At 73.8% G+C, this 25,567-nt stretch carries 23 protein-coding genes and 1 riboswitch; of the genes, 10 read left to right on the top strand and 13 right to left on the bottom strand.

Features of this window, described 5'->3' with window-relative positions:
- Positions 1-10 precede the first annotated feature (10 nt).
- From ACR80Q_RS13095 to ACR80Q_RS13085, 3 genes are all read left to right on the top strand, one after another.
- Positions 11-490, top strand: a complete 480-nt coding sequence (locus ACR80Q_RS13095) for a hypothetical protein (RefSeq protein WP_435378069.1) — start codon at positions 11-13, stop codon at positions 488-490.
- A complete protein-coding gene (locus tag ACR80Q_RS13090; protein ID WP_435378068.1) occupies positions 487-1,212 on the top strand; it encodes a hypothetical protein in 726 nt (241 codons plus the stop codon). Before ACR80Q_RS13095 ends, ACR80Q_RS13090 begins: the two co-directional genes overlap by 4 nt.
- Before the next feature lie 88 nt (positions 1,213-1,300).
- The gene (locus tag ACR80Q_RS13085; protein ID WP_435378067.1) at positions 1,301-3,169 is read left to right on the top strand and encodes a hypothetical protein; all 1,869 of its coding nucleotides are present in this window, start codon (positions 1,301-1,303) and stop codon (positions 3,167-3,169) included.
- A gap of 70 nt (positions 3,170-3,239) precedes the next feature.
- Here ACR80Q_RS13085 and ACR80Q_RS13080 read toward each other — a convergent pair whose 3' ends face one another.
- On the bottom strand, positions 3,240-4,700 hold the full coding sequence (locus ACR80Q_RS13080) for an amidohydrolase family protein (protein WP_435378066.1): 1,461 nt from the start codon (positions 4,698-4,700) through the stop codon (positions 3,240-3,242).
- A 143-nt stretch (positions 4,701-4,843) separates the two neighbouring features.
- Between ACR80Q_RS13080 and ACR80Q_RS13075 the strand changes: the two genes are divergently transcribed.
- The 5 genes from ACR80Q_RS13075 (at position 4,844) to ACR80Q_RS13055 (ending at position 9,146) form a co-directional block, all read left to right on the top strand.
- A complete protein-coding gene (locus ACR80Q_RS13075; protein ID WP_435378065.1) occupies positions 4,844-5,641 on the top strand; it encodes an IclR family transcriptional regulator domain-containing protein in 798 nt (265 codons plus the stop codon).
- 100 nt (positions 5,642-5,741) lie between these two features.
- The gene (locus tag ACR80Q_RS13070; protein WP_435378064.1) at positions 5,742-6,965 is read left to right on the top strand and encodes a CaiB/BaiF CoA transferase family protein; all 1,224 of its coding nucleotides are present in this window, start codon (positions 5,742-5,744) and stop codon (positions 6,963-6,965) included.
- Positions 6,962-7,822: a citryl-CoA lyase gene (locus tag ACR80Q_RS13065; RefSeq protein WP_435378063.1), complete on the top strand. Its 861-nt coding sequence runs from the start codon at positions 6,962-6,964 to the stop codon at positions 7,820-7,822. Before ACR80Q_RS13070 ends, ACR80Q_RS13065 begins: the two co-directional genes overlap by 4 nt.
- Before the next feature lie 65 nt (positions 7,823-7,887).
- Positions 7,888-8,787 (top strand): DODA-type extradiol aromatic ring-opening family dioxygenase, encoded by a 900-nt coding sequence (locus tag ACR80Q_RS13060; protein WP_435378062.1) that lies wholly within the window; start codon positions 7,888-7,890, stop codon positions 8,785-8,787.
- Complete coding sequence (locus ACR80Q_RS13055) at positions 8,784-9,146, top strand: hypothetical protein (RefSeq protein ID WP_435378061.1); 363 nt, start codon at positions 8,784-8,786, stop codon at positions 9,144-9,146. The genes ACR80Q_RS13060 and ACR80Q_RS13055 overlap by 4 nt, the downstream gene beginning before the upstream one ends.
- Before the next feature lie 24 nt (positions 9,147-9,170).
- Here ACR80Q_RS13055 and trxA read toward each other — a convergent pair whose 3' ends face one another.
- Positions 9,171-9,560, bottom strand: a complete 390-nt coding sequence (gene trxA, locus ACR80Q_RS13050) for a thioredoxin (protein WP_435378060.1) — start codon at positions 9,558-9,560, stop codon at positions 9,171-9,173.
- 168 nt (positions 9,561-9,728) lie between these two features.
- Between trxA and ACR80Q_RS13045 the strand changes: the two genes are divergently transcribed.
- A complete protein-coding gene (locus ACR80Q_RS13045; RefSeq protein ID WP_435378059.1) occupies positions 9,729-10,556 on the top strand; it encodes a DUF4328 domain-containing protein in 828 nt (275 codons plus the stop codon).
- A gap of 42 nt (positions 10,557-10,598) precedes the next feature.
- On the opposite strand, the gene ACR80Q_RS13040 is transcribed toward ACR80Q_RS13045, so the two are convergent.
- The 6 genes from ACR80Q_RS13040 to ACR80Q_RS13015 all read right to left on the bottom strand — a co-directional run bounded on the left by ACR80Q_RS13040 (position 10,599) and on the right by ACR80Q_RS13015 (position 14,077).
- On the bottom strand, positions 10,599-11,999 hold the full coding sequence (locus tag ACR80Q_RS13040; RefSeq protein WP_435378058.1) for an APC family permease: 1,401 nt from the start codon (positions 11,997-11,999) through the stop codon (positions 10,599-10,601).
- Between the two features lie 42 nt (positions 12,000-12,041).
- The gene (locus ACR80Q_RS13035) at positions 12,042-12,200 is read right to left on the bottom strand and encodes a hypothetical protein (RefSeq protein WP_435378057.1); all 159 of its coding nucleotides are present in this window, start codon (positions 12,198-12,200) and stop codon (positions 12,042-12,044) included.
- On the bottom strand, positions 12,197-12,979 hold the full coding sequence (locus ACR80Q_RS13030; protein ID WP_435378056.1) for a class I SAM-dependent DNA methyltransferase: 783 nt from the start codon (positions 12,977-12,979) through the stop codon (positions 12,197-12,199). Before ACR80Q_RS13030 ends, ACR80Q_RS13035 begins: the two co-directional genes overlap by 4 nt.
- A gap of 15 nt (positions 12,980-12,994) precedes the next feature.
- Positions 12,995-13,300 carry an SHOCT domain-containing protein gene (locus ACR80Q_RS13025; protein WP_435378055.1) on the bottom strand — a complete coding sequence of 102 codons (306 nt, stop codon included), beginning with the start codon at positions 13,298-13,300 and terminating at the stop codon, positions 12,995-12,997.
- Between the two features lie 12 nt (positions 13,301-13,312).
- Positions 13,313-13,753, bottom strand: a complete 441-nt coding sequence (locus ACR80Q_RS13020; RefSeq protein ID WP_435378054.1) for a DUF6325 family protein — start codon at positions 13,751-13,753, stop codon at positions 13,313-13,315.
- Between the two features lie 117 nt (positions 13,754-13,870).
- Entirely contained in the window at positions 13,871-14,077 is a 207-nt protein-coding gene (locus ACR80Q_RS13015) for an RNA-binding S4 domain-containing protein (RefSeq protein ID WP_435378053.1), read from the bottom strand.
- A 324-nt stretch (positions 14,078-14,401) separates the two neighbouring features.
- Here ACR80Q_RS13015 and ACR80Q_RS13010 point away from each other — a divergent pair, with 324 nt between their 5' ends.
- Positions 14,402-16,876, top strand: coding sequence for a M14 family zinc carboxypeptidase (locus ACR80Q_RS13010; RefSeq protein ID WP_435378052.1), 2,475 nt, complete (start codon positions 14,402-14,404; stop codon positions 16,874-16,876).
- Between the two features lie 320 nt (positions 16,877-17,196).
- On the opposite strand, the gene ACR80Q_RS13005 is transcribed toward ACR80Q_RS13010, so the two are convergent.
- The 5 genes from ACR80Q_RS13005 to ACR80Q_RS12985 form a co-directional block, all read right to left on the bottom strand.
- On the bottom strand, positions 17,197-18,048 hold the full coding sequence (locus tag ACR80Q_RS13005; RefSeq protein ID WP_435378051.1) for a MetQ/NlpA family ABC transporter substrate-binding protein: 852 nt from the start codon (positions 18,046-18,048) through the stop codon (positions 17,197-17,199).
- 94 nt (positions 18,049-18,142) lie between these two features.
- Positions 18,143-18,820 carry a methionine ABC transporter permease gene (locus ACR80Q_RS13000; protein WP_435378050.1) on the bottom strand — a complete coding sequence of 226 codons (678 nt, stop codon included), beginning with the start codon at positions 18,818-18,820 and terminating at the stop codon, positions 18,143-18,145.
- Complete coding sequence (locus ACR80Q_RS12995; protein ID WP_435378049.1) at positions 18,817-19,791, bottom strand: methionine ABC transporter ATP-binding protein; 975 nt, start codon at positions 19,789-19,791, stop codon at positions 18,817-18,819. Before ACR80Q_RS12995 ends, ACR80Q_RS13000 begins: the two co-directional genes overlap by 4 nt.
- A gap of 303 nt (positions 19,792-20,094) precedes the next feature.
- Positions 20,095-20,194: riboswitch (SAM riboswitch) on the bottom strand.
- A 155-nt stretch (positions 20,195-20,349) separates the two neighbouring features.
- Complete coding sequence (locus ACR80Q_RS12990; protein ID WP_435378048.1) at positions 20,350-24,468, bottom strand: PQQ-dependent sugar dehydrogenase; 4,119 nt, start codon at positions 24,466-24,468, stop codon at positions 20,350-20,352.
- A gap of 401 nt (positions 24,469-24,869) precedes the next feature.
- Positions 24,870-25,376 (bottom strand): DoxX family protein, encoded by a 507-nt coding sequence (locus ACR80Q_RS12985; RefSeq protein ID WP_435378047.1) that lies wholly within the window; start codon positions 25,374-25,376, stop codon positions 24,870-24,872.
- Between the last annotated feature and the right edge of the window lie 191 nt (positions 25,377-25,567).

Raw genomic sequence — 25,567 nt, 5'->3', positions numbered from 1 at the left:
CGGGCACCCCGTGACCACCGGCCGCCCCGTGCCCGCGGTCGTGCTCGTGCGCGAGTGGCACGACCACCGCGGCGGGGGCGGCTGCTGCGGTGGCACCGCGGCCCTGGCGGCGGTCCGCGAGAACCGGACCGGACCCGGCCGCAGCCCCGCGCCCGGGTGCGACGCCGCAGCGGCGTCCGCCACCGGCACGCGGGCCGCCGACCGGACCGCCCAGCTGTACCTGGAGCTGCGGGCCGCCCTGCCCGACGTGGACGTGACCGTGGCGGACGCGGGCAACTGGGCGTGGCTGCTGCCCAGCACCTACCGGGCCGTGCGTGCCTCGGGCCTCACCCGCCGGGCGGCGGCGCGGGCGGCGAGCCGGTCGACGACCCCGGGGGCCGTCCTGGTCGACGGCCGCCTGCTGCCGGGCACCGAGGGGCAGGAGCCGGGCGTCGTGGCGCAGCGGGTGCGGGCGGTCGTGCAGGGCCGCCCGGGCACGCTGCCCGTGTGACGGGGCCCGGCTTCCCCCGCTCGGGCGGGGCCGTCGTGCTGGACGCCCGGCGCGCCGCCGACGTGACGGACCTGCACCCGGAGGCCCTGCGCCCGGAGGACCTGCACCCGGTCGGCGGACCGCCCCGCCCCGAGCACGTCTGGTACGTCTCCTACGGGTCCAACCTGCTGCGCGAGCGCTTCGAGGTCTACCTGCTGGGCGGGCGGGTGGCGGGCCTGGACCGGGAGTACCCGGGCGGGCCCGGCACCGCCCCGGCCACCGGCGACCGCGCGGTCGTCCTCCCCGGCCGGCTGCGGTTCGCCCTGCAGGCCCCGTCCTGGGGCGGCGGCGGGGTGGCCTTTTGGGACCCCGCCGGCAGCGGCCCCGGTGTCCTGGCCCGGGCGTGGCGGGTGCGACGGGAGCAGTTCCTCGAGGTCGTCCACATGGAGAACGGCGGCCTGGACCGGCGCGCGGCCCCCTGGCCGCCCGGCGTGCTGCGCACCGGTGAGGCCCGTGTCGGCGAGGGCTGGTACTCCCGGCTGCTGCGGCCCGGGCTGCTGCACGGCGAGCCGCTGCTGACCTTCACCCACCCCCGCCCGGGCACGCTGGCGACCCGGGAACCCTCACCGGCCTACCGCGCGGTCGTGGCGCGTGGCGTGGTCGAGACCTTCGGGACGACGCCCCGCGGCGGGATGACGCCCAGCGACGCCGAGACCTACCTCCTGGACGCGCTCACGGGCTGAGAGCCGAGGCCCGCGCCGGGTGCGCCGTCACCTCGGCCACGGGACGACCTGGGCCGGTGCGCCGACGTGGGTCTGCGACGATCCTCCGGTGGGGGTCCCGACGGCAGCGGCACAGGCGGCCCGTGGCCGCTCCGCCTCGGCCGCGCCCCGACCGAAGGACCGGCTCGCGTGGTTCGTCGGCCTGCTCGTCGTCGCCGCGGCGCACGTGTCGGTCTCCCTGGACGCCGTCGCACCCGTGCAGACCAAGGACGAGATCGGGTACCTGGCCGCGGCGCGCTGGTTCGCGACCGGTGAGGGCGCCGGCCTGCTGACGCCCGAGCACGCCGGCGGCTACGCCGTGGGCTGGGGCCTGCTGACCGCGCCGCTGTGGTGGCTGAGCACCCACCCGCCGACCGTCTACGCCGCGTCGGTCGCGGTCAACGTCGGCCTCGCCGTGCTCCTGCTGGTCCCGGCCACCACCGTGGCCCGGCGCACCGGGTTGTCCACCCCGGCCGCCGTGCTGGCGGCCGTGGTGGTCTGCCTGGGCGCGGGTCGGCTCGGCTACACCGGGTACGCCCTGCCCGAGACGTTGCTGACGCTGCAGCTCACCACCGTGCTGTGGCTGCTGCTGCGGTTGTGGGGGCCACCACCCGGGTCGTCGTCGGCCCGCGACCGGGGGCCGGTCGCCCCGGGCATGCGCGCAGGTCCGGCAGCGCCGATGGTGCCGGCGGTGCTGAGCCTGCTCGCCGTGCTGCTGGCCTGGCTGCCCACCACCCACGCCCGGATGCTGCCGGTCACGTTGCTGGCCGCGGTCTCCCTCGCCTCGTGGTCGCTGTCGCGGCGGTCCCCCGCCGGCGCCGCGGCCCTGGTGGTCGGACTGCTCGGCGCCGCGGCCGGCTGGTGGCTCAACGGCCGCGTCGAGGCCGTCCTGTACGGCGACGTCGCCCGCACGGCCGTGGCCGCCGAGCAGGTCGCCGGGCTCCAGGTCGGCGACGCGCTCGCGCTGGCCGTGGGTCACGCCTGGTACGCCGCCGTCGCGTGGCTGGGGCTGAGCCTGCTGGGCTGGTGGGTCGCGGTGGTGGCCGTGCCGCAGGACTGGCGCGCCCGGGTGGTCGGTCCGTGGACGTGGTTGGCCGTCGGCGTGGTCCTGCAGGTCGGGGTCGGGGCGGCCTACCTGTCGGGGCGCCTGGACGAGGGGGGCCGGGTCGACCAGCTGGTCTACGGCCGCTACGGCGACCCGCTGTGGTTCGTGGTCGCCCTGGTGGGGGCCGCGACCGTGCTGTCGGCCCCCCGAGCCGGGGCCGCGGCAGGCACGACCGGGGCGGGCACGACCGCGGCAGGCACGAGGCGGCTGCTCGCCCTCACCGGGGGCAGCCTGCTGGTGCTGGCGGTCACGGCCGCCCTGGCGATCGGCGCCAACGCCGACCGGGTGGCGGGGTTCGTCCAGCTGAACGTGCCGGGGGTGCAGGCGTGGGCCTGGCGCGACGAGCGGGGCTTCGCGGTGCCCTGGTGGCAGTCGTCGCTGACCGCAGCCGTGGTGGCAGGTCTGCTGGGCCTCGCGGTGCTCCGCGCGTCCCCGCGCGGCCGCAGCAGGGTCGTGGCGCTGGTGCTCGCCGGGGGCGTGCTGCTCGGGCTCGCCCTGGTCGCCGAGCACCGCAACATCGAGCCCCGCGACGCCTGGATCCGGAGCCTGTTCGGGGTGCGCGAGCTCGTCGAGCAACGGCCCGGCGCCGAGGTCCTGCTCCTCGTCGACCGACCGCTGCTGCTGTCGGGCAACGGGCTGCAGTGGTGGCTGGCGGACCGCGCGACGACCGTGGTCGAGCCCCCGGACCTGCCGGCCGCGGTGGCCGGGGCGACCCCCGGGTCGGTGGTCGTCGGCCCCACGGCAGACCCACCCACCGGGCCGGTCGGGGCACCACCGCTGGAGCTCGTGGGCGTCGACGGCACCGGGACGTACGGCGTCTGGCTGGTCCCGTGAGAGCAGGCACCACCCGACCGTACTGACCCGCCGCGCCGAGGTGCAGGGACCGACGGCGCGGCGGGTGGTCTCAGGCCTGCGAGTGCGTCGCGGCGGTCCGGAACTCGGTGTACGTGTAGGGGTTGTCGAGGACCTTGGTCTCGGGCACGTCCGGGTTCATGCCCTGCTGCCAGGCCTCCTCGCCCATGTCGGCCTTGAGGTGCTCGACGGTGTCGGCCACCGCGTCGCGCGCCTTGGCCAGGTCGATGCCCACCAGCCGGTTCTCGTGCTTGACGACGCGGCCGTCGACGATGACGGTGTGGACGTCGCCGCGCTGGGCCTGCATGGCCACGTGGCCGTAGGGGTTGAGCACGGGGAACATCACGGGCGACGCGTCGTTCTTGATCAGCACGACGTCGGCCCTCTTGCCGACCTCGAGGCTGCCGATCAGCGAGTCCATCCCGAGGCCCTGCGCGCCACCGCGGGTCGCCCAGCCGACGACCTCCTCCGCGCGCAGGTGGCAGTGCGTGACGGTGTCGCCGAGCTTGTGGGCCTCCATGTGCTCGCGCGAGCGGTCGGCACCGACGGTGCTGCGCATGGCGCTGAACAGGTCCCCGCTCATCCACACGCTGGTGTCCATGGAGATCGACACCGGGATGCCGTGGCTGCGCAGGGCCCAGGTGGGGGGGTAGCCCTGCCCACAGCTCTGCTCGGACTCCGTGGCCACCGACACCGACCCACCGGTCGCGGCGATCCGGTGGTAGCTGTCGTGGTCGAGGGTGGCGGCGTGGACGTAGGTGGTCCGCTCCTCCATGAACCCGTTGTCGTGCATCAGCCGGATGCCGTCGTCGTTGGTCGCGCCCCACACCCCGGCGTGCGTGGTGACGGCCAGGTCGAGCTCGCGGGCCACCTCGAAGGCGCGTCGCTCGGGGAACGCCGGGTCGCCCGTGACGTCGAACGCCATCTGCAGGCCGAGCATGTCGCTGCGCGGGAACCGCTCGACGAACGCGCGGAAGTCGGCGGCGTCGGACCACTCCCACGGCCCGGCCTGGATGTTGCCGTAGGCCAGCACGAACCGGCCGGGCACCGAGCGCAGCGCGTCCACGGCGGCCTCGGCGTGCTCGACGCTCTGCAGGCCGTGCGACCAGTCGACCGTGGTGGTCACGCCGGCGTCAAGGGACTCGATCGCCGACAGCAGGTTGCCCGCCGCGACGTCCTGGGGCCGGAACGCACGGCCGTGCTCGAGGTAGTACCAGACGAAGTACTGCGTGAGGGTCCAGTCGGCGCCGTAGCCGCGCATGGCCGTCTGCCACATGTGGCGGTGGGTGTCGACCATGCCGGGCATGACGATGCCGCCGGTGGCGTCGACCTCGAAGGTGCCCTCCGGCACGTCCAGGGCGGGCCCGACGGCGGCGATGCTGCCGTCGACGACCAGCACGTCGGCGTCGGTCAGCACGGTGCGGGCGTCGTCCATGGTCAGGACGGTGCCGCCGCGCAGGACGACGGGGCGTCCCGGGCTCAGGTCGGCGCCGGTGGGGGTCGGCTGGCTCATCGGGACTCCTTCGTCCGGTGCGGCCCGGCCAGGCGTTCCGTCGCGGCACCGCGGCTGGCGCGGATGAGCGGACGACCGTCCGCCTGGCGGGCATTGGGTGCTGACACTGTCTCCGGGGGGGCCGCTCGTGTCAAGGTGTGCCCATGCCCCGCCGCGACGACGACCCCAACTTCGTGGAGGCCGTCGCCCGCGGCCTCGACGTCATCGCCGCCTTCGAGCCCGGTCGACCCCGGATGTCGTTGAGCGAGGTGGCCACCGCGACCGGCCTGGCGCGGCCGACCGCCCGGCGGATCCTGCTGACGCTGGAGTCCTTGGGCCACGTGCGCAGCCGCGACGGGGCCTGGTCGCTGACCCCTCGGGTGCTCGACCTGGGGATGCGCTACGTGCAGTCGCTCGGGCTGTGGGACGTGGCCCGGAGCCACCTGGAGGACCTGGTCGCCCGCACGGGCGAGTCCAGCTCGATCGCCCAGCTCGACGGCTCGGACATCGTGTACGTCGCCCGCGTGGCCGTCCCCAAGATCATCGCCCTGCAGGTGTCGATCGGCACCCGTTTCCCCGCACCGCAGACCTCCATGGGCAAGGTGCTGCTCGCCGGTCTGGAGCCGGACGAGCTGGCGGCGGTCCTGGCCCAGCCCAGCCGCAGCGGCGTCACCGCGCACTGGCAGCCCGAGCCGGACGAGCTGGCGGCGGTGCTGCGCGGCGTCCGGGCGCAGGGGTGGGCGCTCACCGACGAGCAGCTCGCGCCCGGCATCCGCTCGGTCGCCGCCCCCGTGCGCGACGGCGACGGGCGCGTCGTCGCCGCGGTCAACGTCACCGTCCACGCCGCCGAGACGACCCTGGCCACCCTGACCGAGCACCACCTGCCCCTGCTCCTGCGGACCGCCGCGGACATCAGCGCCGACTTCGCCCGCATCGACGCCCTCCCCCGCGCGATGGCCTGACGCCGGCGCCGACGGCCGGCCCGCAGGCTTGACACCCTCGCCGCAGGGCTCGCATGCTTGCGGCGGACACATGTCCGCACAGTGAACGAAGGAGTTCCCCATGGCTGCCGGACCCGACGGGTCGACGCACGAGACCGCGGCGACGGACGACGGGCCGCGCGGACCGCTGGACGGTCTGCTCGTCGCGGACTTCTCCCGCATCCTGGCCGGGCCCTACGCGTCGATGCTGCTGTCGGACATGGGCGCGCAGGTCGTCAAGGTCGAGGGCCGCGGCGGGGACGACACCCGGACGTGGATGCCGCCCGTGCGCGACGACATCTCCACGTACTACCTGGCCGTCAACCGCGGCAAGCGGTCGATCGGCCTGGACCTCAAGGACGCCACCGACCTCGCCCTGGCGCAGGAGCTCGCCGACCGGGCCGACGTCGTCATCGAGAACTTCAAGCCGGGCGGGCTGGCCAAGTACGGCCTCGACCACGCCTCGGTCAGCGCCCGCAACCCCCGGGTCGTCTACGCCTCCATCACGGGTTTCGGCGGCGGCGCCGGCGCCGCGCTGCCCGGGTACGACCTGATGGTGCAGGCGATGTCCGGGCTGATGAGCCTGACCGGCGACCCCGACGGGTCCCCCTACCGGGCCGGCATCAGCGTCTTCGACGTGATGTCGGGCATGCAGGCGACCATCGGCATCCTGGCCGCGCTCACCCATCGCGCGAGCAGCGGCGTCGGCCAGCACGTCGAGGTCAACCTGCTGTCCACCGCCCTGTCCGGCCTGGTCAACCACACCAGCGCCTGGGTCGCCGGCGGCACGGTGCCGTTCCGGATGGGCAACGCCCACCCGAGCCTGTTCCCCTACGAGCCGCTGCCCGTGGCCGACGGCGAGCTCATCGTCATCGCCGGCAACGACGGCCAGTTCGCCACGCTCGTCGAGGTGCTCGGCGTGCCGGAGCTGCTCGAGGACCCCCGCTTCGCCCACAACCAGGACCGGACGGCCAACCGCGAGGCGCTGCGTCCCCTGCTGGTCGACCGGCTGATGACGCGCACCCGGGACGAGTGGTTCCGCACCCTGCTGGACGCCGGGGTGCCCTGCGCCCCCATCAACACCGTCGACGAGGGCGTGGCCCTGGCCGACGAGCTGGGCCTGGAACCCGTGGTCACCGTCGGCGAGGGCGAGCGCGCCGTGCCGACCGTGCGCAACCCCGTGCGGTTCTCGGCCACCCCGGCCGGCTACGACCTGCCCCCGCCCGCCCTGGACGAGCACGGCGTGCAGCTGCGCGAGTGGCTCGCCGGCCCCGACGACGCACCCCTGCCCGGAGGACGAGGATGAGCGACGAGACCAGCGGCGACGAGCCGACCAGCACCGGCCCGCGGTACCGGACCTCGCTCGGCACGTCCGACACCCGCAGCATCTCGCTGCTGGGCCACGACCTGGCCGAGGACCTGATGGGCCACGTCGGCTTCGGCGAGCTCGCCCTGTGGATGGTCACCGGAGCGCGCCCGGAGCCGGGTCAGGTGGCGGTGTTCGAGTCCGTCCTCGTCGCGCTCGCCGACCACGGCTTCACCCCCACCGCCATCGCCGCGCGGCTCACCTACCTGTCGGCGCCGGACTCGCTGCAGGGCGCCATGGCCGCCGGCCTGCTCGGTGGCGGGTCGCGGTTCCTCGGCGTGACCGAGGACACCGGTACCTACCTGGCCGCGGCGCTGCACACCGCCCGCGAGGGCGACGGACTGCCGGCCGACGACGATGACGCGGGCTGGGACGACCTGGCCCGACGCTGCGTCACCGAGACCCGGGCGGCCAAGCGGTTCGTGCCCGGCCTGGGCCACCCGGTCCACAAGGAGGGCGACCCCCGCACCCCGCGCCTGATCGCCATCGCCACCGAGAACGGCACCCTGGGCCCGCACCTGCGGCTGTTCCGGGCCATCGGCCGGGTGGCCCCGGAGGTGCTCGGACGGACGCTGCCGCTCAACGGCGCCGGCGTCTGCGGCGCCACCCTGGCCGACCTCGGCGTCCCGCTGCCCATGCTGCGCGGGGTCGCCCTGCTGGCCCGAGCCGCCGGCCTGCTGGGCCAGCTGGCCGAGGAGCACCGCGACCCGATCGGGATGGACGTGTACCTGTCCGTCGACCGCAACGCCGTCTACGTCCCGAGCCCCGAGCCCGGCACCGGCACCGGCACCGGCTGAGGCGACCGGCACCCACCCCGCCCCACCCCCGCACCCTTTCCGCACCGTCCGACGAAGGAGTCGCCGTGGCCGAGCTCGTGGCCGTCATCGCCTCGACCCACCACCCGTTCTACTACCGCGCCAGCACCGCGACCGGTGAGGACCGACCGCCGTTCGCCGACGAGTGGGTGGCGAAGGTCGAGCAGTTCCGCGCGACCCTCACCGCGGCCCGGCCCGACGTGCTGGTTATGGTCGGCAGCGACCACTTCCACCAGCTGTGGCTGGACAACATGCCGCAGTTCCTCGTCGGTCACGCCGAGCAGTACGACGCCAACTGGTACAACGAGGAGCGCGAGTTCGGCCTGCCGCGGATGCACATGATGGGTGACCGCGACCTGTCGGGGCACCTGCTGCGCAGCGGCCTGGACGCCGGCTTCGACCTGGCCTTCAGCAACGAGCTGCGGATCGACCACTCCGTGACCTGCCCGATCATCACGCTGCGCCCGCAGAACGACCTGCCGATCGCGCCCGTCTACACCAACATCTTCGCCCCGCCCCTGCCGCAGCCCAAGCGGTTCGTGCAGCTGGGCCAGGCCATCCGCGAGATGGTCGAGTCCTGGCCGTCGGACAAGCGCGTGGCCGTCATCGGCACCGGCCACCTGAGCCTGGAGCTCGGTGGTCCGCGCCAGTTCGGCCCGCACGGGCCCGACCCCGAGTTCGACCTGCGGGCCATCGACTGGATCGCCACCGGCGACATCGAGAAGACCCTGGCCGAGGTCACCCTGGACAGCCTGCACCTGCCGGGCAACGCGACCCACGGGTTCATGGACTTCATGCTCATGATGGGCGTCGCGGGCGAGGGCCAGCAGGCCGCGCACGTGGACTCCCTCGACCTGTTCCACACCCGGGAGGCCTACTTCACCTGGTACCCGGACGGTGTCCCGGCCGACCTCGCCACGCCGACCGGGACGGAGGGCCCTCGATGAGCGTCTACCTGCTGGACAAGTTCCTGTTCACCGTCGACCGCGACCCGGAGCTGGTCGAGCGCTACCGGGACGACCCGGCCGGGACCGTGGCGTGGTGGGAGGCCGAGGAGGCCAACCGGCTGCTGTCGGCCACCCTCGGCGAGGCCTCGACGTGGCTCGCGTTCACCGAGGCGGAGCGCCAGGCGCTGGCCACGCACGACTACCCGGCGCTGTTCGGGATGGGGGCCCACCCATTCCTCACGCTCACGCTGTTCATCGCCATGTTCGAGCGCGACCACGCCGAGCCCCTGGGCTTCCAGCTGGAGTACGCCCGCCGGCTGGCGCACTACTCGATGCCGTACCCCGACATCAGCACCTGACGGTGCGGGCGGACGCCCAGGACCTCAGCGGGTCTGCTCCGACTGAGCCGCCGCGGCCCGCTGCTCGGCCACGGACGCGTGCACCGCGGCCATGTCGAGGTCCTTCACGGACTGGATGACCTGGTCCAGGGCGGTGGCCGGCAGGGCACCGGGCTGGGCGAACACCATGACGCCCTCACGGAAGGCCATCAGGGTCGGGATGGACGTGATGCCGGCCTGGGCGGCCAGGTTCTGCTCGGCCTCGGTGTCCACCTTGCCGAACACCAGGTCGGGGTGGGCGGTCGCCGCGGCGTCGTAGACGGGCGCGAACTGACGGCACGGACCGCACCAGGCGGCCCAGAAGTCGACGAGGACGATGTCGCTGTCGCGGACGGTGTCCATGAACGTGTCCTCGGTGAGGGCGACGGTGGCCATGCTGGTTCCTCCTGGTGGGGTCGTGGTGCTCGGGCGCTGCTCACCGTTGCCAACCGGCGGAGCGCCGGAGGTGTTCCGGGCCGGGTCCCTGCGCCCCGGTTGACCCGGACGGGTGCCGACGGCGGCGAACCGACCACCGCGGGTCACCGGCTGCGTCACCGTCGTCGGATGAGCGACCAGCAGTGGACCCCGCCCGGAGTGCCCCCGGCCCCGGCCCCCGGTGCAGCCCCGTGGCCGCGCCCCGCCCCGTCGGACCCCTACGCACCGCCCGCCGGCGACGCCCTGCCCCCCGGTCACTCCCCGGCCCCCGGGTACCCCCAGGCCCCCGGGTACGCGAACGCCCCCGGGTACGCGCAGGCGTGGGCCGCGCCGGCGCCGTCCTTCCGTCCGGTGACCACCCTGGGCCGTGCCGTGGTCGGCGTCGGGGCGGTGTGGCTGCTGCTCGCCCTCGTGGGGGCGTTCCTGTCGGTACCCGCCTCGGACGCGTTCGCCCAGACGGCGCTCACCGGCGGCGCCCAGCCCTTCCTGGCCTACGACGGCGTGGTGCTGCTGGCCGTGGTGGCCCAGCTCGTCGCCCTGGTCCTGACCGCGCTGTGGCTGACCGCGGTCCGGCGCAACGTCGAGCAGGTCGCGCCGGGCAGCCAGCGCCGAGGGGCGGTGTGGACCTGGCTCGGCTGGCTGGTCCCCGTGGTGAGCCTGTGGTTCCCGTACCAGGTCGTCGCCGACGCCGGCCGGGCCAGCACGCGACGCGCCCTCGCCTACGGCGGCTGGTGGGCGGCGTTCCTGGTGGCCCTGGGCCTGCAGAACGTCGCCGGACAGCTGATCGGCGGGTTCACGGGCGTGGTCGACGCCGACCTGGTGCAGGCCCTGCCGGTCGTCGAGGCCCTCGGCGTCGCCGCCCTCGCGACCGCGTTCGTCCTGTGGGCGCGCATCGTCCTGACGGTCAGCGCCGTGCACGCCCGGTGGAGCGAGGCGCAGGCGCCGGTACCGGGCTGAGGGCGGCACCGGCCCCGACCTCGTCGGGGCGGTGACCGACCCTCAGGCGTCGGCCCGAGCCCGCACCACGCGGGTCAGCAGGTAGAAGGCCAGCCCGACCAGCAGCATGACCGCGGCGCGCAACCACACGTCCACCGGCTGCTGGGCGGCCAGGACGACGCAGGACACCAGGGCCAGCAGCGGGACGGGCCACCAGGTCCGGAAGTGGTCGGCCTCCCCCTCATCGGGGCGCCGGCGCAGCACCAGCACCGCCACGTTGACGGCGCCGAACACCACGAGCAGCAGCATCACCACGGTCGCCGCGAGGGTCGCGATGGTGCCCGTGGCGGCCAGCACGACGGCGACCGCGGTCGTGACCACGACGGCCACGGCCGGCGTGCCGCGCCCCTCCCCCCGCTCCACCCAGGCGGTGCGTCCGAGGACCGACGGCAGCAGCCCCTCCCGCGCCATGCCGTAGGTCAGGCGTGAGGCCATGATCATGGTGAGCAGGGCCCCGTTGGCCACCGCGACCAGGGCGATGACGGCGAACGCGGCCTCGGGCACGGGCACCGGCGACGCCGCCACGACGTCCAGCAGCGGCGCCGAGCCGGACCCGTCGGGGGCCTGGGGGGCCGCGACGGACACCGCCAGCCCGACGAGCACGTACAGCAGACCGGCGATCAGCAGGGCCCCGATGAGGGCCCGCGGGTAGTCCCGCCGCGGGTTCCGGGCCTCCTCCGCGACGTTGGCCGAGACCTCGAACCCCACGAAGGAGTAGAACGCGATGACCGCGGCCCCCAGCACGGCGCCCGCGCCGGCCGCCCCCGGCTCGACGTCCACGGCGCGCGACAGGTCGCCGCCGCCGGCACCCAGGACCGTCGCGGCCAGGACGACGACGAGGACCAGACCGCTGACCTCGACCACGGTCATGACGACGTTCGCCCGCAGCGAGTCGCGGATGCCGCGCAGGTTGAGCGCCATGACGACCAGCAGGAAGGCCACGGCCACCGGCACCGCGGGCAGGGCCACGATCTCGGCCAGGTAGTCCCCGGCGAAGGCCAACGACAGCGCCGCCGCGGACACGACGCCCGCCGCCAGCATGCTGAAGCCCACGAGGAACGACAGCAACGGGCGGCCGAACGCCCGTTGGACGAACACGGCCGCCCCGCCCGCCTGCGGGAACCGGGTGACCAGCTCGGCGTAGCTGAACGCCGTCAGCAGGGCCATGCCCAGCGCCACGAGCAGCGGCAGCCAGACGGCACCCCCGGCCTCGGCCGAGATCGTCCCGATGAGCGCGTAGATGCCGGCGCCCAGGACGTCACCGAGGATGAACAGCAGCAGCAGCTTGAACCCGATGCTGCGTCGAAGCCCCTGCTCCCCCTGCGGCCCACCGGCCTGCGGGGCCGCCGACGTGCTGCCCCCAGGGGTCGAGTCGAGGGGGGTGGTCGCGTCGTGTGTGCTCACACGGGCCCCCGTACCCGCAGGAAGGCCGGGCACGCCCCGCGCTCAGCGGGTGTCGCCCACGTCCTCCACCAGCGCGTCGACGGTGGCGCCGAGGGCCCGGACCGTTGCCGTGACCGCGAGCAGGGTGGCGGCCGAGGTGTCCGCCTGCGCCGCCTCCACGCTGCCGCGCGCCGCGAAGAGCACGCCGAGCCGCGACCTCATCCCTGGCTGGTGAGCCCCGCGGGTACCGCGACCGGTCCGTCGAGCCGGGCCGTCCACGTGGCGCGCAGCGTGCCGGGGCCGACCGGGTCCTCGCCGTACTCCTCCGCCACCCGCAGCAGGGTGAAGCCGGCCCGGGCCAGGGACTCCTTCACCAGCTCGTCGGGGTGGAACCACTGGTGGTGGTGCTCGACGAACCCGTCCCCGTCCGCCACCGGGGTCAGGTCGATCCAGGTGTCGCAGCTGCGGTCGGTGAGGTCGACGGCGGTGGTGATGGTGAAGCGGTACCCCGCCGACTCCCCCTGCACCACGGGGGTCGCCAGCGTGAAGTCGACCAGTGCGCTGGTGTGCAGGTCGAACACGAACCAGCCTCCCGGGCGCAGCAGGCGTGCCACCGCGACCATCGTGGCCCGCAGGTGCGGCGGGCTCAGGTAGTTGAGGCTGTCGAAGGTCGAGACCGCCGCGTCGAACTCGTCGTCGTCGCCGAGGTCGGGCAGCTGCCGGTGCAGCAGGCGGACCCCGTCACCGAGCCGCAGCCCGGCCCGGGCGAGCATCTGCGCCGACGCGTCCACCCCGACCACCTCGTAGCCGAGCGCGGTCAGCTCGACCGCCAGCAGCCCCGTGCCGCAGCAGACGTCGAGGACGCGTCGGACCGCACGCCGGTCCGCTCGCCAGACCCGGTCCAGGTGGTCGGCCCACCGGCCGTAGCAGGGGTCGACCACCACGTCGTCGTACACCTCGGCCAACCGCGAGTACGGCGTGACCTCCCGGCTCGCACCCATCGGCGGGCGGTCGGCTCAGATGCCCAGGACGCGGGCCTTGGCCGCGGTGAACTCCTCGTCCGACAGCACCCCCTGCCCGTGCAGCCGGGCCAGGTCCTGCAACCGGGCCACGTCGGGGTCGACGTCGGGCGCGGCTGCGGGCGGGGCCGAGGGGGGAGGCGCGTACTGCGGGGGCGGTGCAGCGGCCTGCGGCGGGGCGGCCGGCGGCGGGGGCGCCGGCTGCGCGTAGCGGTCGGCCTGCCTGCGGGCGACGCGCCCGGAGACCGCCGTCGCGGTGCCGGCGACGACGGCGGTCCGGGTGGCCATGCGGAGTAGTCCCATGATCGGTGTCCTTCAGCTCGTAAGGGAGGCCGGGGCCAGCTCGCCCGACAGGACGGCCTCGGCCACGTCGGACGGGATGCGGATCTGGTCGATGACGACGCCGTCCGCGGCTCGGCAGGCCGCCACGAACGTGGCCGCCCAGGTGTTCTCGAACGCGATCAGCAGCGCCGAGCTGGCCGGCGGGAGGTCCTCGCCCACCTCGTCGGCGTCCTCCTCGCCGAGGGCTCCGGGCGTCATCACGTCGACGGCCAGGTACTCCGCCCCGACGTCGGGGGCGAGGTCGGCCGCCGCCACGGTGGTGACGGTCCCGTCGGCGTCCTTGTGGACGAACAGCAGGTCCAGGACACGGATGACCTTCCGGTCGACCAGGTCCATCAGCGCGGGCGCGATCCGCCCGGTGAACCTGTTGCCGGGAAAACCGATGATGACGACGTCCACTGGTCCCACAGCCATGCTGTCTCCTCCTCCGGCGACGGCGGGCGGGCCCCGCTCGCCCGCCCATCGTGAGCGGGCCGCGGCACGCGCGCGTCGTCACCGGAGGACGAGATCGGGTGCCCGGGCGGGCCGGGCTCAGACGACCTCGAGGTCCTCCGCGCGGGTCGAGACCTGGTCGCCGCGCACCAGCTGACGACCCCGTCGGGTCTCCACGTCCCCGTTGACCGTCACGGTGCCCGAGGCCAGGACGTCCTTCACGTCGGAGCCGGCGTCGACGACGTCGGCGAGCTTGAGCAGCTGTCCGAGGCGGATGGACTCACCGGTGATGCTGATCTCGCGCATCGGCCCAGCATCCCAGAGGGCCGGGGGGTGCTGCCGCACCCAGGGTGACCACAGGGTGAGCAACCCTTGACACCCACCGTGACCACCACCAGGGTCGACGTCATGCCCGCGGAGGTCCTGACGACGCGTCGTCACATCGACCTCCTGCGCGCCATCAGCGCGGCCTGTCGACCGTCCGTCTGACGTCCGAACCGCCGCCACCCCACCCGTCCGGGCCACCTGCGCCCGGTGACCGGTGCGCGCGCCCCCACCCCCGCGCACCTCCCTTCCCGCGTGCCCGCGGCCCCGCCGCCGGGCGCCATGCCATGAGGAGACCGCTCCACCATGCGTCGACCACTCGTCCCCCGACTCACCGCCACCCTGTCCGCCCTGGCGGTGGGCACCGCCCTGGTGCTCGTGCCCACGAGCGCCGCCACCGCCGACCCCGCCCTGCCCGAGCAGCCGGACCGCCAGCCGACCCCGCTGTCGCAGGTGGAGGCCTACCCGCGCCAGACCGTGCTCCCCGAGCCCGCCGACGACCCGTCGGACGCCTCGATCCCGCTGGCCGTCGTCCCCTACGACGAGATCGCGCCGCTGCTCAACGACCTGCAGCGCTCCAGCGACCGGGTCTCGGCCGAGGTCGCCGGGACGTCCACCCTGGGCCGCGACATCTACGCCGTCACCGTCACCGCGCCGGAGACCCGGCAGCAGGCCCGCCGGCAGGAGGCCTGGAAGCGGACGATCCAGGACGACCCCGCCGCCGCGCAGACCGACGAGGCGCTGCTCACCGGCTACAAGACGCCGCTGTTCGTCAACGGCAACCTGCACGGCAACGAGTGGGAGGGCACCGACGCCGCGCTGCGCGTCATCGAGGACCTGGCCCTCAGCACCGACCCCGCCGTGGCCGAGCTGCTCGAGCGCAACCGGTTGGTGTTCAACGTGACGGCCAACCCCGACGGCCGGGTCGCCGCGACCCGCGCGAACGCCGCCGGCTACGACCTGAACCGGGACCTGACCATCGTGTCGCAGCCGGAGACGCAGGTCGTCCGCGACCTGATCATCGACACCCAGCCCATCATCACCCTCGACCTGCACGGCTACGTCAACCCGACGCTGCTGCACCCGAGCACGCCGCCGCACAACGTCAACAACGAGTACGACCTGTACATCAAGCACGCGCTGCCCAACGCGGAGAACATCGAGCGCGACCTCGCCGGGCTCGGGTACCCCGAGACGCAGCGGGCCCGGATCCCGTTCCGCGACGACGCCCCGGGCGTGTGGGACGACTTCCCGCCGATCTACGTGCCCAGCTTCGCCATGCTCCAGCACAGCATCCCCTACACGATCGAGGCCCCGCTGAACCCGCGTGGGACGACCCTGACCGAGGCCGAGCGGCAGCGCCGCACCGCCCTCAACACCGACGTGCACGAGGTCGCCATCACGACGTCGCTGGCGTACGTCGAGGACAACCGCCGCCAGGTGATCCACGACCAGGCCGAGGGGTTCCGACGCGGCCTGGCCGGTGAGCCGCAGGTCGACATCCCGGACGGCTTCGTACCCGGGTGGGGCCCGGAGGACAACTACTCCACCGAGTTCCCGCGCTCCTACGTCATCCCCGTCGGTGAGGCGCAGCGTTCGCAGACCGCCGCCGCCCGCCTCGTCGACCTGCTCGTCGACTCCGGCGGCCGGGTCCACGTCGCCGGGAGAGAGTTCACCGCCGACGGCACCCGCTACCCCGCCGGCTCGTACGTCGTCGACCTGCACCAGGGCAAGCGCGGCCTGGTGAACGCCCTGCTGGAACCGGGCGCCGACATCACCGACCGGGTCGACGACCTGTACGCCGGGCCGGCCGCCTGGAGCCAGGGGCTGATCTGGGGCGCCACGGTCGACACGCTGTGGGACGAGCTGCCCGACGCGCAGCTGCGTCCGGTCTGGGACGGCACCGCCCGCGGCACCCTGCCGCGCGGCACCGCCGACCTGCGCCTGGACCTGCAGGACCGCTCCGACCTGCTGGCCCTGAACACCCTGCTGGCCGAGGGCGTCGAGGTCCACCAGATCGCCGACGGCTCGGTCGTGCTGCCGCGCACCACCGCCAACCGGCAGCGCGCCGGTGCGCTGGTCCGCGAGCTCGGCGTCAGCTTCGACGCCGCCCCCGCAGGCTGGAGCGGTGAGCGGCTCGAGCCCGTCACCGTCGGCTACGTCGGCACGGTCGAGGAGCGCGACACCCTGTCCGACCTCGGGTTCACCGCACGCGCGGTGACGGCGGCGACGCTGGCCACCACGCTCACGTCGGAGATCGACGTGCTCTACGTCAACGGCACCCTGAACGTCGACACCCTGGACGCAGCGAACCGGGCGGCCCTGGACGCGTTCCTGGCCCGTGGCGGCGACGTCGTCGGGCAGGGCACGCCCGGCGCGGCCTTCGCGAACCGCGCGGGGCTGCTCAGCGTCACCGCGACCAGCGGGGCGAGCCTGGCCAGCGGCATCGTGACCGTCGACAACCACTCCGGCGCGGTCGTGGGCGGCGCCCTGCCGCACTCGTTCATCGCGCAGCCGGTGTGGTTCACGAACCTGCCCGAGGGCGTGACGGTGCAGCAGTCCTACGCGGGCGACCCGCTGCTGGCCGGCTGGTGGGCGTCCAACGACGCGGGCACCAACGGCCAGGAGGCCGCGGCGGGGCAGGCCAGCATCGTCAGCGCCGAGACCGGCGCGGGCAACGGCGTCGTGCTCATCGGCACCGACCCGACGTTCCGCACCCACCTCAAGGGTCTGCAGGCGCAGCTCGCCCGCGCCCTGCTGTGGAGCTCGACCGTCGACTGAGGCCCGCGGCACCACCTGCACGCACAGGCGCCCTGCACCGCTGCTGGGGTGCAGGGCGCCTGTCGCGGTCCGAGCGGGTACCGACCAGCGACACGGGAGGCCGCGGGGGCCGGGTCGCGCCGTCGGGCGCGCGTGCCGTGTCGCTGGTCGGTACCCGCTCGGACCGCGACAGGCGCCCTGCACCGCTGCTGGGGGGCAGGGCGCCTGTCGCGGTCCGAACGGGGACCGACCAGCGACACGGCACGCGCGTCCGACGGCGCGACCCGGCCCCCGCGGCCTCCCATGTCGCTGGTCGGTACGCGAACCGCGGACCGGTCGGCTCAGAAGGCCGGCAGGACGTCGCCCTGGGACCAGGTCTCCTCGATGTAGGCCCGGACCTCGTCGGAGCGGAGCAGCTCGTCGAGCAGCACGATCCGCTCGTCGTCGGCGTTGTCGTCACGGCTGGTGAGGAAGTTCGCGTACGGGCTCTCCGCGGCGTCCTCCACCAGCAGCGCGTCCTGCACGCTCAGGCCGGCCTCGAGGAAGTAGTTCCCGTTGAGGATCGCGAGGTCGAAGTCGGCCAGCGAGCGGGGCAGCTGCGCGGGGTCGGTCTCGACGAACTGCAGGTCCTTGGGGTTCTCCTCGATGTCGAAGACGGTGATGTCGCCCTCGACGTCCGGCAGCTCGATGAGGTCGGCCTCGGCCAGCAGGTCCAGCGCGCGGGCCTGGTTGGAGCCGTCGTCGGTGATGCCGACCAGGGCCCCGTCGGGCAGGTCGGCCACGTCGGTGACGGACTCGGAGAACGCGGCGTAGGGCTCGACGTGGACCCCGTCGAAGGCGGTCAGCTCGTAGCCGAAGTCCGCCTCCTGCGCGTCCAGGTACGGCTGGTGCTGGAAGTAGTTGGCGTCGACCTCGTCCTCGGACAGCCACCGGTTGCCGATGGCGTAGTCGTCGAACTCGACGATCTCCAGGTCGAGGCCGGCGTCGGCGGCCAGCTCGGTGTCGACGAAGCTGAGCAGGTCCGCGTGGGGGACGGCGGTGGCCGCGACCCGCAGCGGGCCGTCGGCCGCGGCGCCGGTCGCCTCGGCGTCCGCCCCGTCGTCCGAGCCGCAGGCGGCCAGCGCCAGGACGGACACGGCGGCGAGGGCGCCCAGGCGGGTGGCGGCGGTCAGGGACGGTCGGGTGGTGCGCATGGTGGTCCTCCTGTGGTGGTGGCGTCGACGGTCGCCGGCGCCTGGCTGGGGTGGTGCGGTCGGGTGGGTGGTGCGGTCTGGTGGGTGCCGCGTCTCAGCGGTGGTCGAGACGGCGGGCGAGGTGGTCGCCGAGGGCCTGCAGCAGCTGGACCATGACGACGAGGACGACGACGGTGAGCACCATCACGACGGTGTCGAAGCGGCGGTAGCCGTAGCTGATGGCCAGGAACCCCAGTCCCCCGCCACCCACGGCGCCGGCCATGGCGGAGTACGCGACCAGCGTGATGAGGGTGGTCGTCGTGGCCGCGACGAGGCCGGGCGTGGCCTCGGGCAGGAGCACCTTGGTGACGACCTGCCGCCGGGTGGAGCCGATGACCTCGGCCGCCTCGACGGTGCCGGGGTCGACGTCTCGCAGGGCGGCCTCGACCAGGCGGGCGAAGAACGGGATCGCCCCGATCGCCAGCGGCACGGCTGCCGCGGTCGACCCGACGCTGGTGCCGGTGATCAGCCGGGTCACGGGGATGAGCGCGACCATGAGGATGATGAACGGCAGCGAGCGGGTGACGTTGACGACGGCGCCGACGACGCGGTTGGTGCGGGGCATCGGGCGCAGCCCCCCGGGGCTGCTCGCGTGCAGCAGGACCCCCAGGGGCAGCCCCAGCAGCACGCTGACCAGCCCGGACAGGCCCACCATCCACAGCGTCTGCAGGGTGGCCTCGGTCAGGCCCTGGGTGATGACGGGGCGGGCCAGGGACTCCAGCAGCTCGTTCACGCGACGACCTCTGCCCGGGAGCCGAGCTCGCGCGCGGCCGTGACGATGTCGTGGGCGTCCAGCGTCCCGGGGGCGAGCCGGACCCGGGACAGGTGCGTACCCCCGATGGTCTGCGCACCGCCGGCCACCAGGGCGAGGTCGGCCTCGAGACGTCGTGACAACCGGGAGACCACGGTGGCGGCGGCCTGCTCGCCCACGGTGACGACGTCGACCCAGGGCCCGCTGCCCGTCCCCGGCGTGGGCAGGGGGACGAGCTCCGCGGCCAGCGACGAGCCCTCCAGGCGCACCAGCTCGTCCAGACGGCCCTGCTCGACCACGCGGCCGTCGGCGAGCACCACCACGGAGTCGCAGACCTCCCGCAGCACGGACATCTCGTGGGTGACGACCACGACGGTCAGCCCGAGCCGCTGCCCGACGTCGGTGATGACGCCCAGCACCTCACGGGTGGTCGTCGGGTCCAGCGCCGACGTCGGCTCGTCGCACAGCAGGACGGACGGGTCGTTGGCCAGCGCGCGGGCGATCCCGACGCGCTGCTTCTGCCCGCCGGACAGCTGGGCAGGGTAGGCGTCCTCGCGGCCGGCCAGCCCGACCAGGCCCAGCAGCTCCCGCGAGCGCTCCCGGCGACGGGCCCGCGGCACCCCCGCCACCTCCAGCGGCAGCGCCACGTTGTCCGCGGCGGTGCGGTTGGCCAGCAGGTTCGCGTGCTGGAACACCATGCCGACCCGACGACGCGCCTCGCGCAGACGGCGGTCGTCGAGGGCGGACAGGTCCTCGCCGTCGACCACGACCGATCCCGAGGTCGGCCGCTCCAGCGCGGTGAGGCAGCGCACGAGCGTGCTCTTGCCGGACCCGCTCGGCCCGACCACGCCCGTGACGCTGCCCCGGGCGAACGTGATGTCGACGTCGTCGAGCGCGACGACGGTGCCCTGACGGGTCGGGAACTCCTTGCGCAGGGCGCGGCAGACGATCATGTGGACCTCCGGTGACGTCCTCGCGGGGTGGGCGGGGGCGCGGACGAGCGCGACCGTGGAGCACGTCCCGGGGGTGACCCGGGCGCGCCGACGGTGGCGGGGTGGGTGGGGTGGTGCGTCGCTGCGGGCGCTACCGGGAGCCCGGTGTCGTCGCTGCGACCGGGACGGGCGGGTCACGCCCGTCGGGTCAGTCCCGGCAGCGGGTGGTGGTGGCGCGGCACAGGTCGACGACCAGGCGGCGCGTCAGGACCTCGCCCGAGCAGGCGCAGGTCCGGTGGTGCGAGCGGTGCGGTTCCACGGATTCCTCCATCGGTCCTGGCGGAAGCACCTTCGACTCCCCTCACGGGGGTCGCGGTTGCTGCGGCGTCGACGAGCCAGGTCTCTCGGCCGCTCTGGATGGTGGTCCAACGGTAAGGCATCGCGGCGACGCCGACGGACCACCCCCCGGGGGGCGGGACCCTCGTCGACCTCCGGAGCGCCCCGCGAACGGACGACCGGGCCGCCGGCAGGGATGCCGACGACCCGGTCGTACCCGCCTCGGCGGGGTGGATCAGCTGCTCAGAACGAGAGGCTGGTGAGGAACTCGAAGCTGTCCCGGGCGAACTCGGGGCTCGCGGGAGCCCCGTCCCGCTCGATGACGTAGTAGGACACGTGACCCTCGGCCGCGGCGAGGATGGGCGCCCAGTCGATCTCGCCCTCCCCGACGTCGGTCGGGGTCGCGCGAGCGTCCCCGTTGAGCGTGCCGTCCTTGATGTGCAGCAGCTCGATGCGGTCGGAGTAGGTCTCGATCAGCTCCGCCGTGTCGACCCCCGCGTCCTCGGCCCAGAGGATGTCCAGCTGGAACGTGACGAGCTCGGGGTCCGTGAGCGGCACGAGCGCCTCCCACGCCGAGGTCGTCTCGCCCGTCTCCGGGTTCGTGACCTGGGTGGTGAACTCCCACTCGTGGTTGTGGCCGAAGATCTTGCCGGTGCCGTTGGCCACGGACTGCTCACCGAGGGTGTTCATGGCCTGCGCCGTCGCGACGACGTCGGCGTAGGTGCTGCTCCCGTCGCGAGCGATGCTGGGCGGCGGGAACCCGCCCGAGCCGACGTACTGCTGGCCCACCTCCTTGGCGAAGGCCAGGTTCGCCGCGAACCCGGTCGGCGACACGTTGCCGTGCGAGCTGGGCTGCTGCAGGCCGTAGGAGTCGAGCAGCGCGGACCAGGTCTGCGCGTCACGACCGCCGTAGGTCCCGCCGAAGGGCTCCACGTTCTGGAACCCGATGTCCTCGAGCTCACCGAGGACCGTCTCGATGCCGACCTCACGGACCCAGCTGTTGTAGCTGAACATCTGGATCGAGATCTGGTCGGGCGACAGGCAGCGCGACTCGCACTCGAGGGTGCGGACCAGCTCGGAGACGTCGCGGACGAGCAGCTCGTGGTCCGTCCGGTCGAGGAAGCGCTCCAGCTGCTCCACCGCGCGGGTGTCGCGGCCGGCGGCCTCGTGACGCTCGGCCTGGCCGAGGAAGGCCCTCAGCTGGGCTAGGTCCCGCTTCGACACCTCACCGGAGGCGGCGAGCCGCGCCAGGTTGGCCGCGACGTCGGCGTACGACGTCTCGACGAGGATGGTCGCGGCGAAGGTCTCGCTGCGGCCGGCCTCGTCGGTGGCGGTGACGACGACCTGGTGACGCCCCAGGGACAGGTCCCACAGGTCGATGGTGTCGCCGTCGACGACGTCGCCGTCGACCCGGGTCACGACCGAGGCGATCCCGGACGTGGCGTCCGTGGCCTCGACGTCCAGCGTGATGCTGTCCGAGCTGCCGTAGGTCTGACCCGCGGTCACACCGGAGACGGTGAGGACCGGGTCGACCGTGTCGATCGAGATCGTCGTGCTGCCGACCTCGGAGATGTTCCCGGCGGTGTCGATCGCCCGGTACAGGACCGTGGTGACGCCCTCGGCCGTGATGTTGAACGGGTTGATGTTGCCGTTGTTGGCGCGGACGTTGGTCCACGTCGTGCCGTTGTTGACGGAGTACTCGACGCGGGCCAGGGCCCCGTCGTCCGTCGCGGCCAGACGCACCGCGACCGGCTTGGTGGTGAACCAGCCGTTGGCGCCCTGCGGCGCCGCGGGCGTGGTGGTCAGGCTGACCGTGGGCGCCGTGACGTCCGCGGCGCCGTCGCCGATGAACTCGAAGGTGTCGACGTCGACGCCACCGGTGCTGGTGACGTAGATCGTGCCGGTGCCCTCGGGGAACGCGGTGACGTCGCCACCGACCGTGGCCCACGACTCGGAGTCCACGTCGAAGGTGGCGAACGGCTCGGCGTCCAGGGCGTCCCAGCGGAAGGCGAGCTCGCCCTCGCCGCTGGCCCGGACCTCGACCGCGTCGATGCCGAAGAAGTTCACCGGCTCGTAGCCGATGTGGTCACCCGCGTCGAAGCCGGTGATCTTCGACAGCGCGCCGGCGGTCTCGTCGGCGACGACCTCGACACCGGACTGGATGTCGGCGTGCTCGGCCTCCTGCGTGAACGGCTTGAGGATGAGCGACACCTCCCCACGGGCGGGCGGGATGTCGCCGTTGCCGGCGTCGGTGTAGCTGGCGACGATCACCGAGAACAGCTTCTCGGTCTCGCCGTGCTCGGGGGCGTCGGGCGAGGTGTTCCAGGCGCCCTGGCAGCCGGAGCCGAGGACCTCGGGGTGAGCGTGGTCGGCGTGACCCAGACCCAGGGTCCAGCGCAGCCGCGAGCAGACCGGGGTGTCGCCGTCCTCGGGGTCGGAGACCGAGAACTTGTAGGGGATCCGGTCGCCCCAGGCGAAGAACGAGCCGTCGGCCGGGTAGTCCACGGTGAGGGTGGGCGCGACGTTGCCCACCGTGATGGCGAAGGCGGTGATCCCGATCTTGCCCTCGGGGTCGGTGACGCGGAGCCGGACCTGGTACTGGCCCAGCTCGGTGAACGTGTGGGTGGCCGAGACCCCCGTGGCGTCGTACACCCCGTCACCGTCGAAGTCCCACTCGTAGGTCAGGGCCTGGCCCTCGGGGTCCGTGGACCCCGCGCCGTCGAAGGTGACGGTCAGCGGCGCCTCGGAGGAGCTGATGGGGTCGGCCGCGATGACGGCGTTGGGCGACTTGTTGCCCGGCGCCCAGTCGACCCGGTACAGACCGGCCTCGGGGTTCTGCCGGAAGAAGCCGTTGCCGTAGTCGAGGATGTACATCGACCCGTCGGGCCCGAACTCGATGTCGATCGGGCTGTCGGTGATCGGCTGCACGTTGCTGCGCAGCTCCGCGTTGGGCAGGAAGTGCGTGATGTCCGTGACCGGGCCGTCGAAGTCCGGGATGGTCAGCGCGGCGATGTAGTCCTGGCTGAACTCGTAGAGGAACGCCGTGCCGTCCCAGTGCTCCGGGAACTGCCCGGCCGACGTGACGGTGTCGTCGAAGCGGTAGACCGGGCCACCCATCGGGCCCTGGCCGCCGGGGCCGAAGTCCGTGAGCTCGGGCCAGGGCTGGTCGTTCGTGTTGTCGCCGTACCAGAGCTGGGGAGCCGTGGCCGGCGGCAGCACGGTCAGACCGGTGTTCCAGCGGGAGTTGTTCTCCGCACCGGCGTCGCAGTCGAAGAACTCCCCGGGCGTGGCGGTCTCGAAGTCCCACTCGTTGTAGTTGGCGTTGGGGCCGTGGCAGAACGGCCAGCCACCGTTGAGCGGCTCCGTGGTGCTCTGCCACTCGACGTAGCCCATGGGGCCGCGCTGGGCGTTCGCCGTACCCGCGTCGGGGCCGTACTCGCCCCACACGACCGCGCCCGTCTCCTTGTCCACGTCCATCCGGAACGCGTTGCGCAGGCCCATCGCGAAGATCTCGGGCCGGGTCAGGTCGGTCCCGGGCTCGAAGAGGTTGCCCTCGGGGACCGTGTACGACCCGTCCTCCTGGACGTCGATGCGCAGGATCTTGCCGCGCAGGTCGTTGGTGTTGCCCGGCCCGCGACGCGCGTCGAAGCCGGGGTTCATCCGGGGGGCGTCGTTGTTGGGCGCGTACCCGTTGGCGCCGGGCGCGCCGGCCGGGGTGTTGTCACCCGTGGACAGGTAGAGCAGGCCGTCGGCGTCGAAGGCCACGTCACCGGCGACGTGGCAGCACTGCCCGCGCTGGACCTCGACCTTGATGATGACCTGCTCGGTCGACATGTCGAGGTTGCCCGCCTCGGCGTCCCACTTGACGCGGGTGAGCTGGTTGTAGCCCTTCCAGCGGTCCCAGTAGGAGTCGTCCTCGCCCGCGGGGAGCATGTTGGGGGCCGAGCCCGTGGGGGTGGTCTGCGGGTAGGGCGCGTCCATCACCCGGGGGGCGTAGAAGAGGTAGACCCACTGGTTGGTCTCGAACTCCGGGTCGAGCGTGACGGTCTGCATGCCGTCCTCGGAGTTGGCGTACACGTCGAGCGTGTTGACGACCTTCGTGACGCCCGTGGCCGGGTCGGTGTGACGGATCGCGCCGTTGCGGGCCGTGTGCAGGACCGTGAGGTCGGGCATCACGGCCATGTCGATGGGCTCGCCGACCTCCTTGGTGAGGGTGACCTTCTCGTAGTTGTCCCAGTCGAGCGCGTCCTCCGCGCTCACCTGGGACGTGTCGTCCTGGGCGGCTGCGCCCGGCAACGGACCGGCGACGACGAGCGTCGCCGCCAGTCCGAGCAGGGCGAGCTTCCTGCGTCTAGCGTTCATGGGTGGTACTACCTCTCGTCAGGGCGTGGTGCCTGGGGGCCCCGTCATCGACCTGCCGCGCCAACGGCAGGCCCCTCGGTGACGGGGTTCTTCTCCGAGCTGGTGGTCCGTGGTGCGTGCCCTCCTGGGCTCAGGTGCGGTGGGGCGGTCGGGACCAGGAGGCGACGTCGGTCGACCGGCGGCAGGAGCCCGGTGGGACCGACGCGAGGGGGCGGCGTCGACGGGCGTCCCGGCGGCGTCTGCGCCGCGGGGCGCCGGTCGTGACCGACCGGGAGGTGACGGCCGGAAGCTGCTCCGTGGTGAGCCGACAACGCGCCTCACCACGGACAACTCTGACCATGACGCTGAACCTAGGACCCCTTTTGCCAAGGGTCAAGCAAAAGATGACCAGGGTCCGACGACTACGGGCTGCGCCGCCCGAGTTGTCCGGGATGACCGATGTCGCCCCTCGACCGCGGCTGCCGCCACTGCTGCCAGGCACCGGTCGACCACAGCGCCCAGGCGACCAGCCCGGGTTGGAACAGCAGCCGCACGGCCCGGGCGGCGTCGGAGTCCAGGCCGAACGCGTCGGTCCGGGTGACGAGCTGGGACACGTTGCCGGGGAGGACGACCACGAAGAAGCCCGCCACGACCCAGCCCAGCAGAGCCCGGCGTCGACGCCCCACCAGGACCAGCGAGACCCCGAGGGCGATCTCGACGACGCCGGAGACCAGCACCACGACGTCCGGGTCCACCGGCAGCCACGGCGGGACCTGGGCCTGGAACTCCTCACGGGCACCCGTCAGGTGGCTCACCCCCGCGAGCAGGAGGGCCGCCCCGAGCGCGAGCCGCCCGACCGTGCGGGCGGCCCCGGACCGACCCGCGCCACCCTCGCCTGGTCCGGCCGGAGCGGGGTGCGGGGTGGGCATCTCGGGCTCCTGGGGTCGACGGACCGGTCGGCTCACCCTAGGTCGGCCCCCTCACGTCACCCTCGGCGGGTGACGTGGTCCGGGCAGGTCTGCCGGACCCTGGGAGTGGTCCCGTCCGAGGGCCACCCCGGAGGCCCCGATGACCCGACCTGCCCCCCTGCCCCTGCTGCCGCGCGCCGGCACGACCGACC

This window comes from Aquipuribacter aurantiacus (assembly GCF_051216895.1).
Taxonomy (GTDB): domain Bacteria; phylum Actinomycetota; class Actinomycetes; order Actinomycetales; family JBBAYJ01; genus Aquipuribacter.
The sequence above is the reverse complement of the archived record's forward strand: the minus strand, read 5'-3'. Positions and strand labels throughout refer to the sequence as shown.

Excerpts from the sequence above, each read along its gene's own strand:
- ACR80Q_RS13080 (WP_435378066.1), bottom strand. The coding sequence starts at position 4,700 with ATGAGCCAGCCGACCCCCACCGGCGCCGACCTGAGCCCGGGACGCCCC.
- ACR80Q_RS13075 (WP_435378065.1), top strand. The coding sequence starts at position 4,844 with ATGCCCCGCCGCGACGACGACCCCAACTTCGTGGAGGCCGTCGCCCGC.
- ACR80Q_RS13070 (WP_435378064.1), top strand. The coding sequence starts at position 5,742 with ATGGCTGCCGGACCCGACGGGTCGACGCACGAGACCGCGGCGACGGAC.
- ACR80Q_RS13065 (WP_435378063.1), top strand. The coding sequence starts at position 6,962 with ATGAGCGACGAGACCAGCGGCGACGAGCCGACCAGCACCGGCCCGCGG.
- ACR80Q_RS13055 (WP_435378061.1), top strand. The coding sequence starts at position 8,784 with ATGAGCGTCTACCTGCTGGACAAGTTCCTGTTCACCGTCGACCGCGAC.
- trxA (WP_435378060.1), bottom strand. The coding sequence starts at position 9,560 with ATGGCCACCGTCGCCCTCACCGAGGACACGTTCATGGACACCGTCCGC.
- ACR80Q_RS13045 (WP_435378059.1), top strand. The coding sequence starts at position 9,729 with ATGAGCGACCAGCAGTGGACCCCGCCCGGAGTGCCCCCGGCCCCGGCC.
- ACR80Q_RS13035 (WP_435378057.1), bottom strand. The coding sequence starts at position 12,200 with ATGAGGTCGCGGCTCGGCGTGCTCTTCGCGGCGCGCGGCAGCGTGGAG.
- ACR80Q_RS13030 (WP_435378056.1), bottom strand. The coding sequence starts at position 12,979 with ATGGGTGCGAGCCGGGAGGTCACGCCGTACTCGCGGTTGGCCGAGGTG.
- ACR80Q_RS13025 (WP_435378055.1), bottom strand. The coding sequence starts at position 13,300 with ATGGGACTACTCCGCATGGCCACCCGGACCGCCGTCGTCGCCGGCACC.
- ACR80Q_RS13020 (WP_435378054.1), bottom strand. The coding sequence starts at position 13,753 with ATGGCTGTGGGACCAGTGGACGTCGTCATCATCGGTTTTCCCGGCAAC.
- ACR80Q_RS13015 (WP_435378053.1), bottom strand. The coding sequence starts at position 14,077 with ATGCGCGAGATCAGCATCACCGGTGAGTCCATCCGCCTCGGACAGCTG.
- ACR80Q_RS13010 (WP_435378052.1), top strand. The coding sequence starts at position 14,402 with ATGCGTCGACCACTCGTCCCCCGACTCACCGCCACCCTGTCCGCCCTG.
- ACR80Q_RS13005 (WP_435378051.1), bottom strand. The coding sequence starts at position 18,048 with ATGCGCACCACCCGACCGTCCCTGACCGCCGCCACCCGCCTGGGCGCC.
- ACR80Q_RS12995 (WP_435378049.1), bottom strand. The coding sequence starts at position 19,791 with ATGATCGTCTGCCGCGCCCTGCGCAAGGAGTTCCCGACCCGTCAGGGC.
- ACR80Q_RS12990 (WP_435378048.1), bottom strand. The coding sequence starts at position 24,468 with ATGAACGCTAGACGCAGGAAGCTCGCCCTGCTCGGACTGGCGGCGACG.
- ACR80Q_RS12985 (WP_435378047.1), bottom strand. The coding sequence starts at position 25,376 with ATGCCCACCCCGCACCCCGCTCCGGCCGGACCAGGCGAGGGTGGCGCG.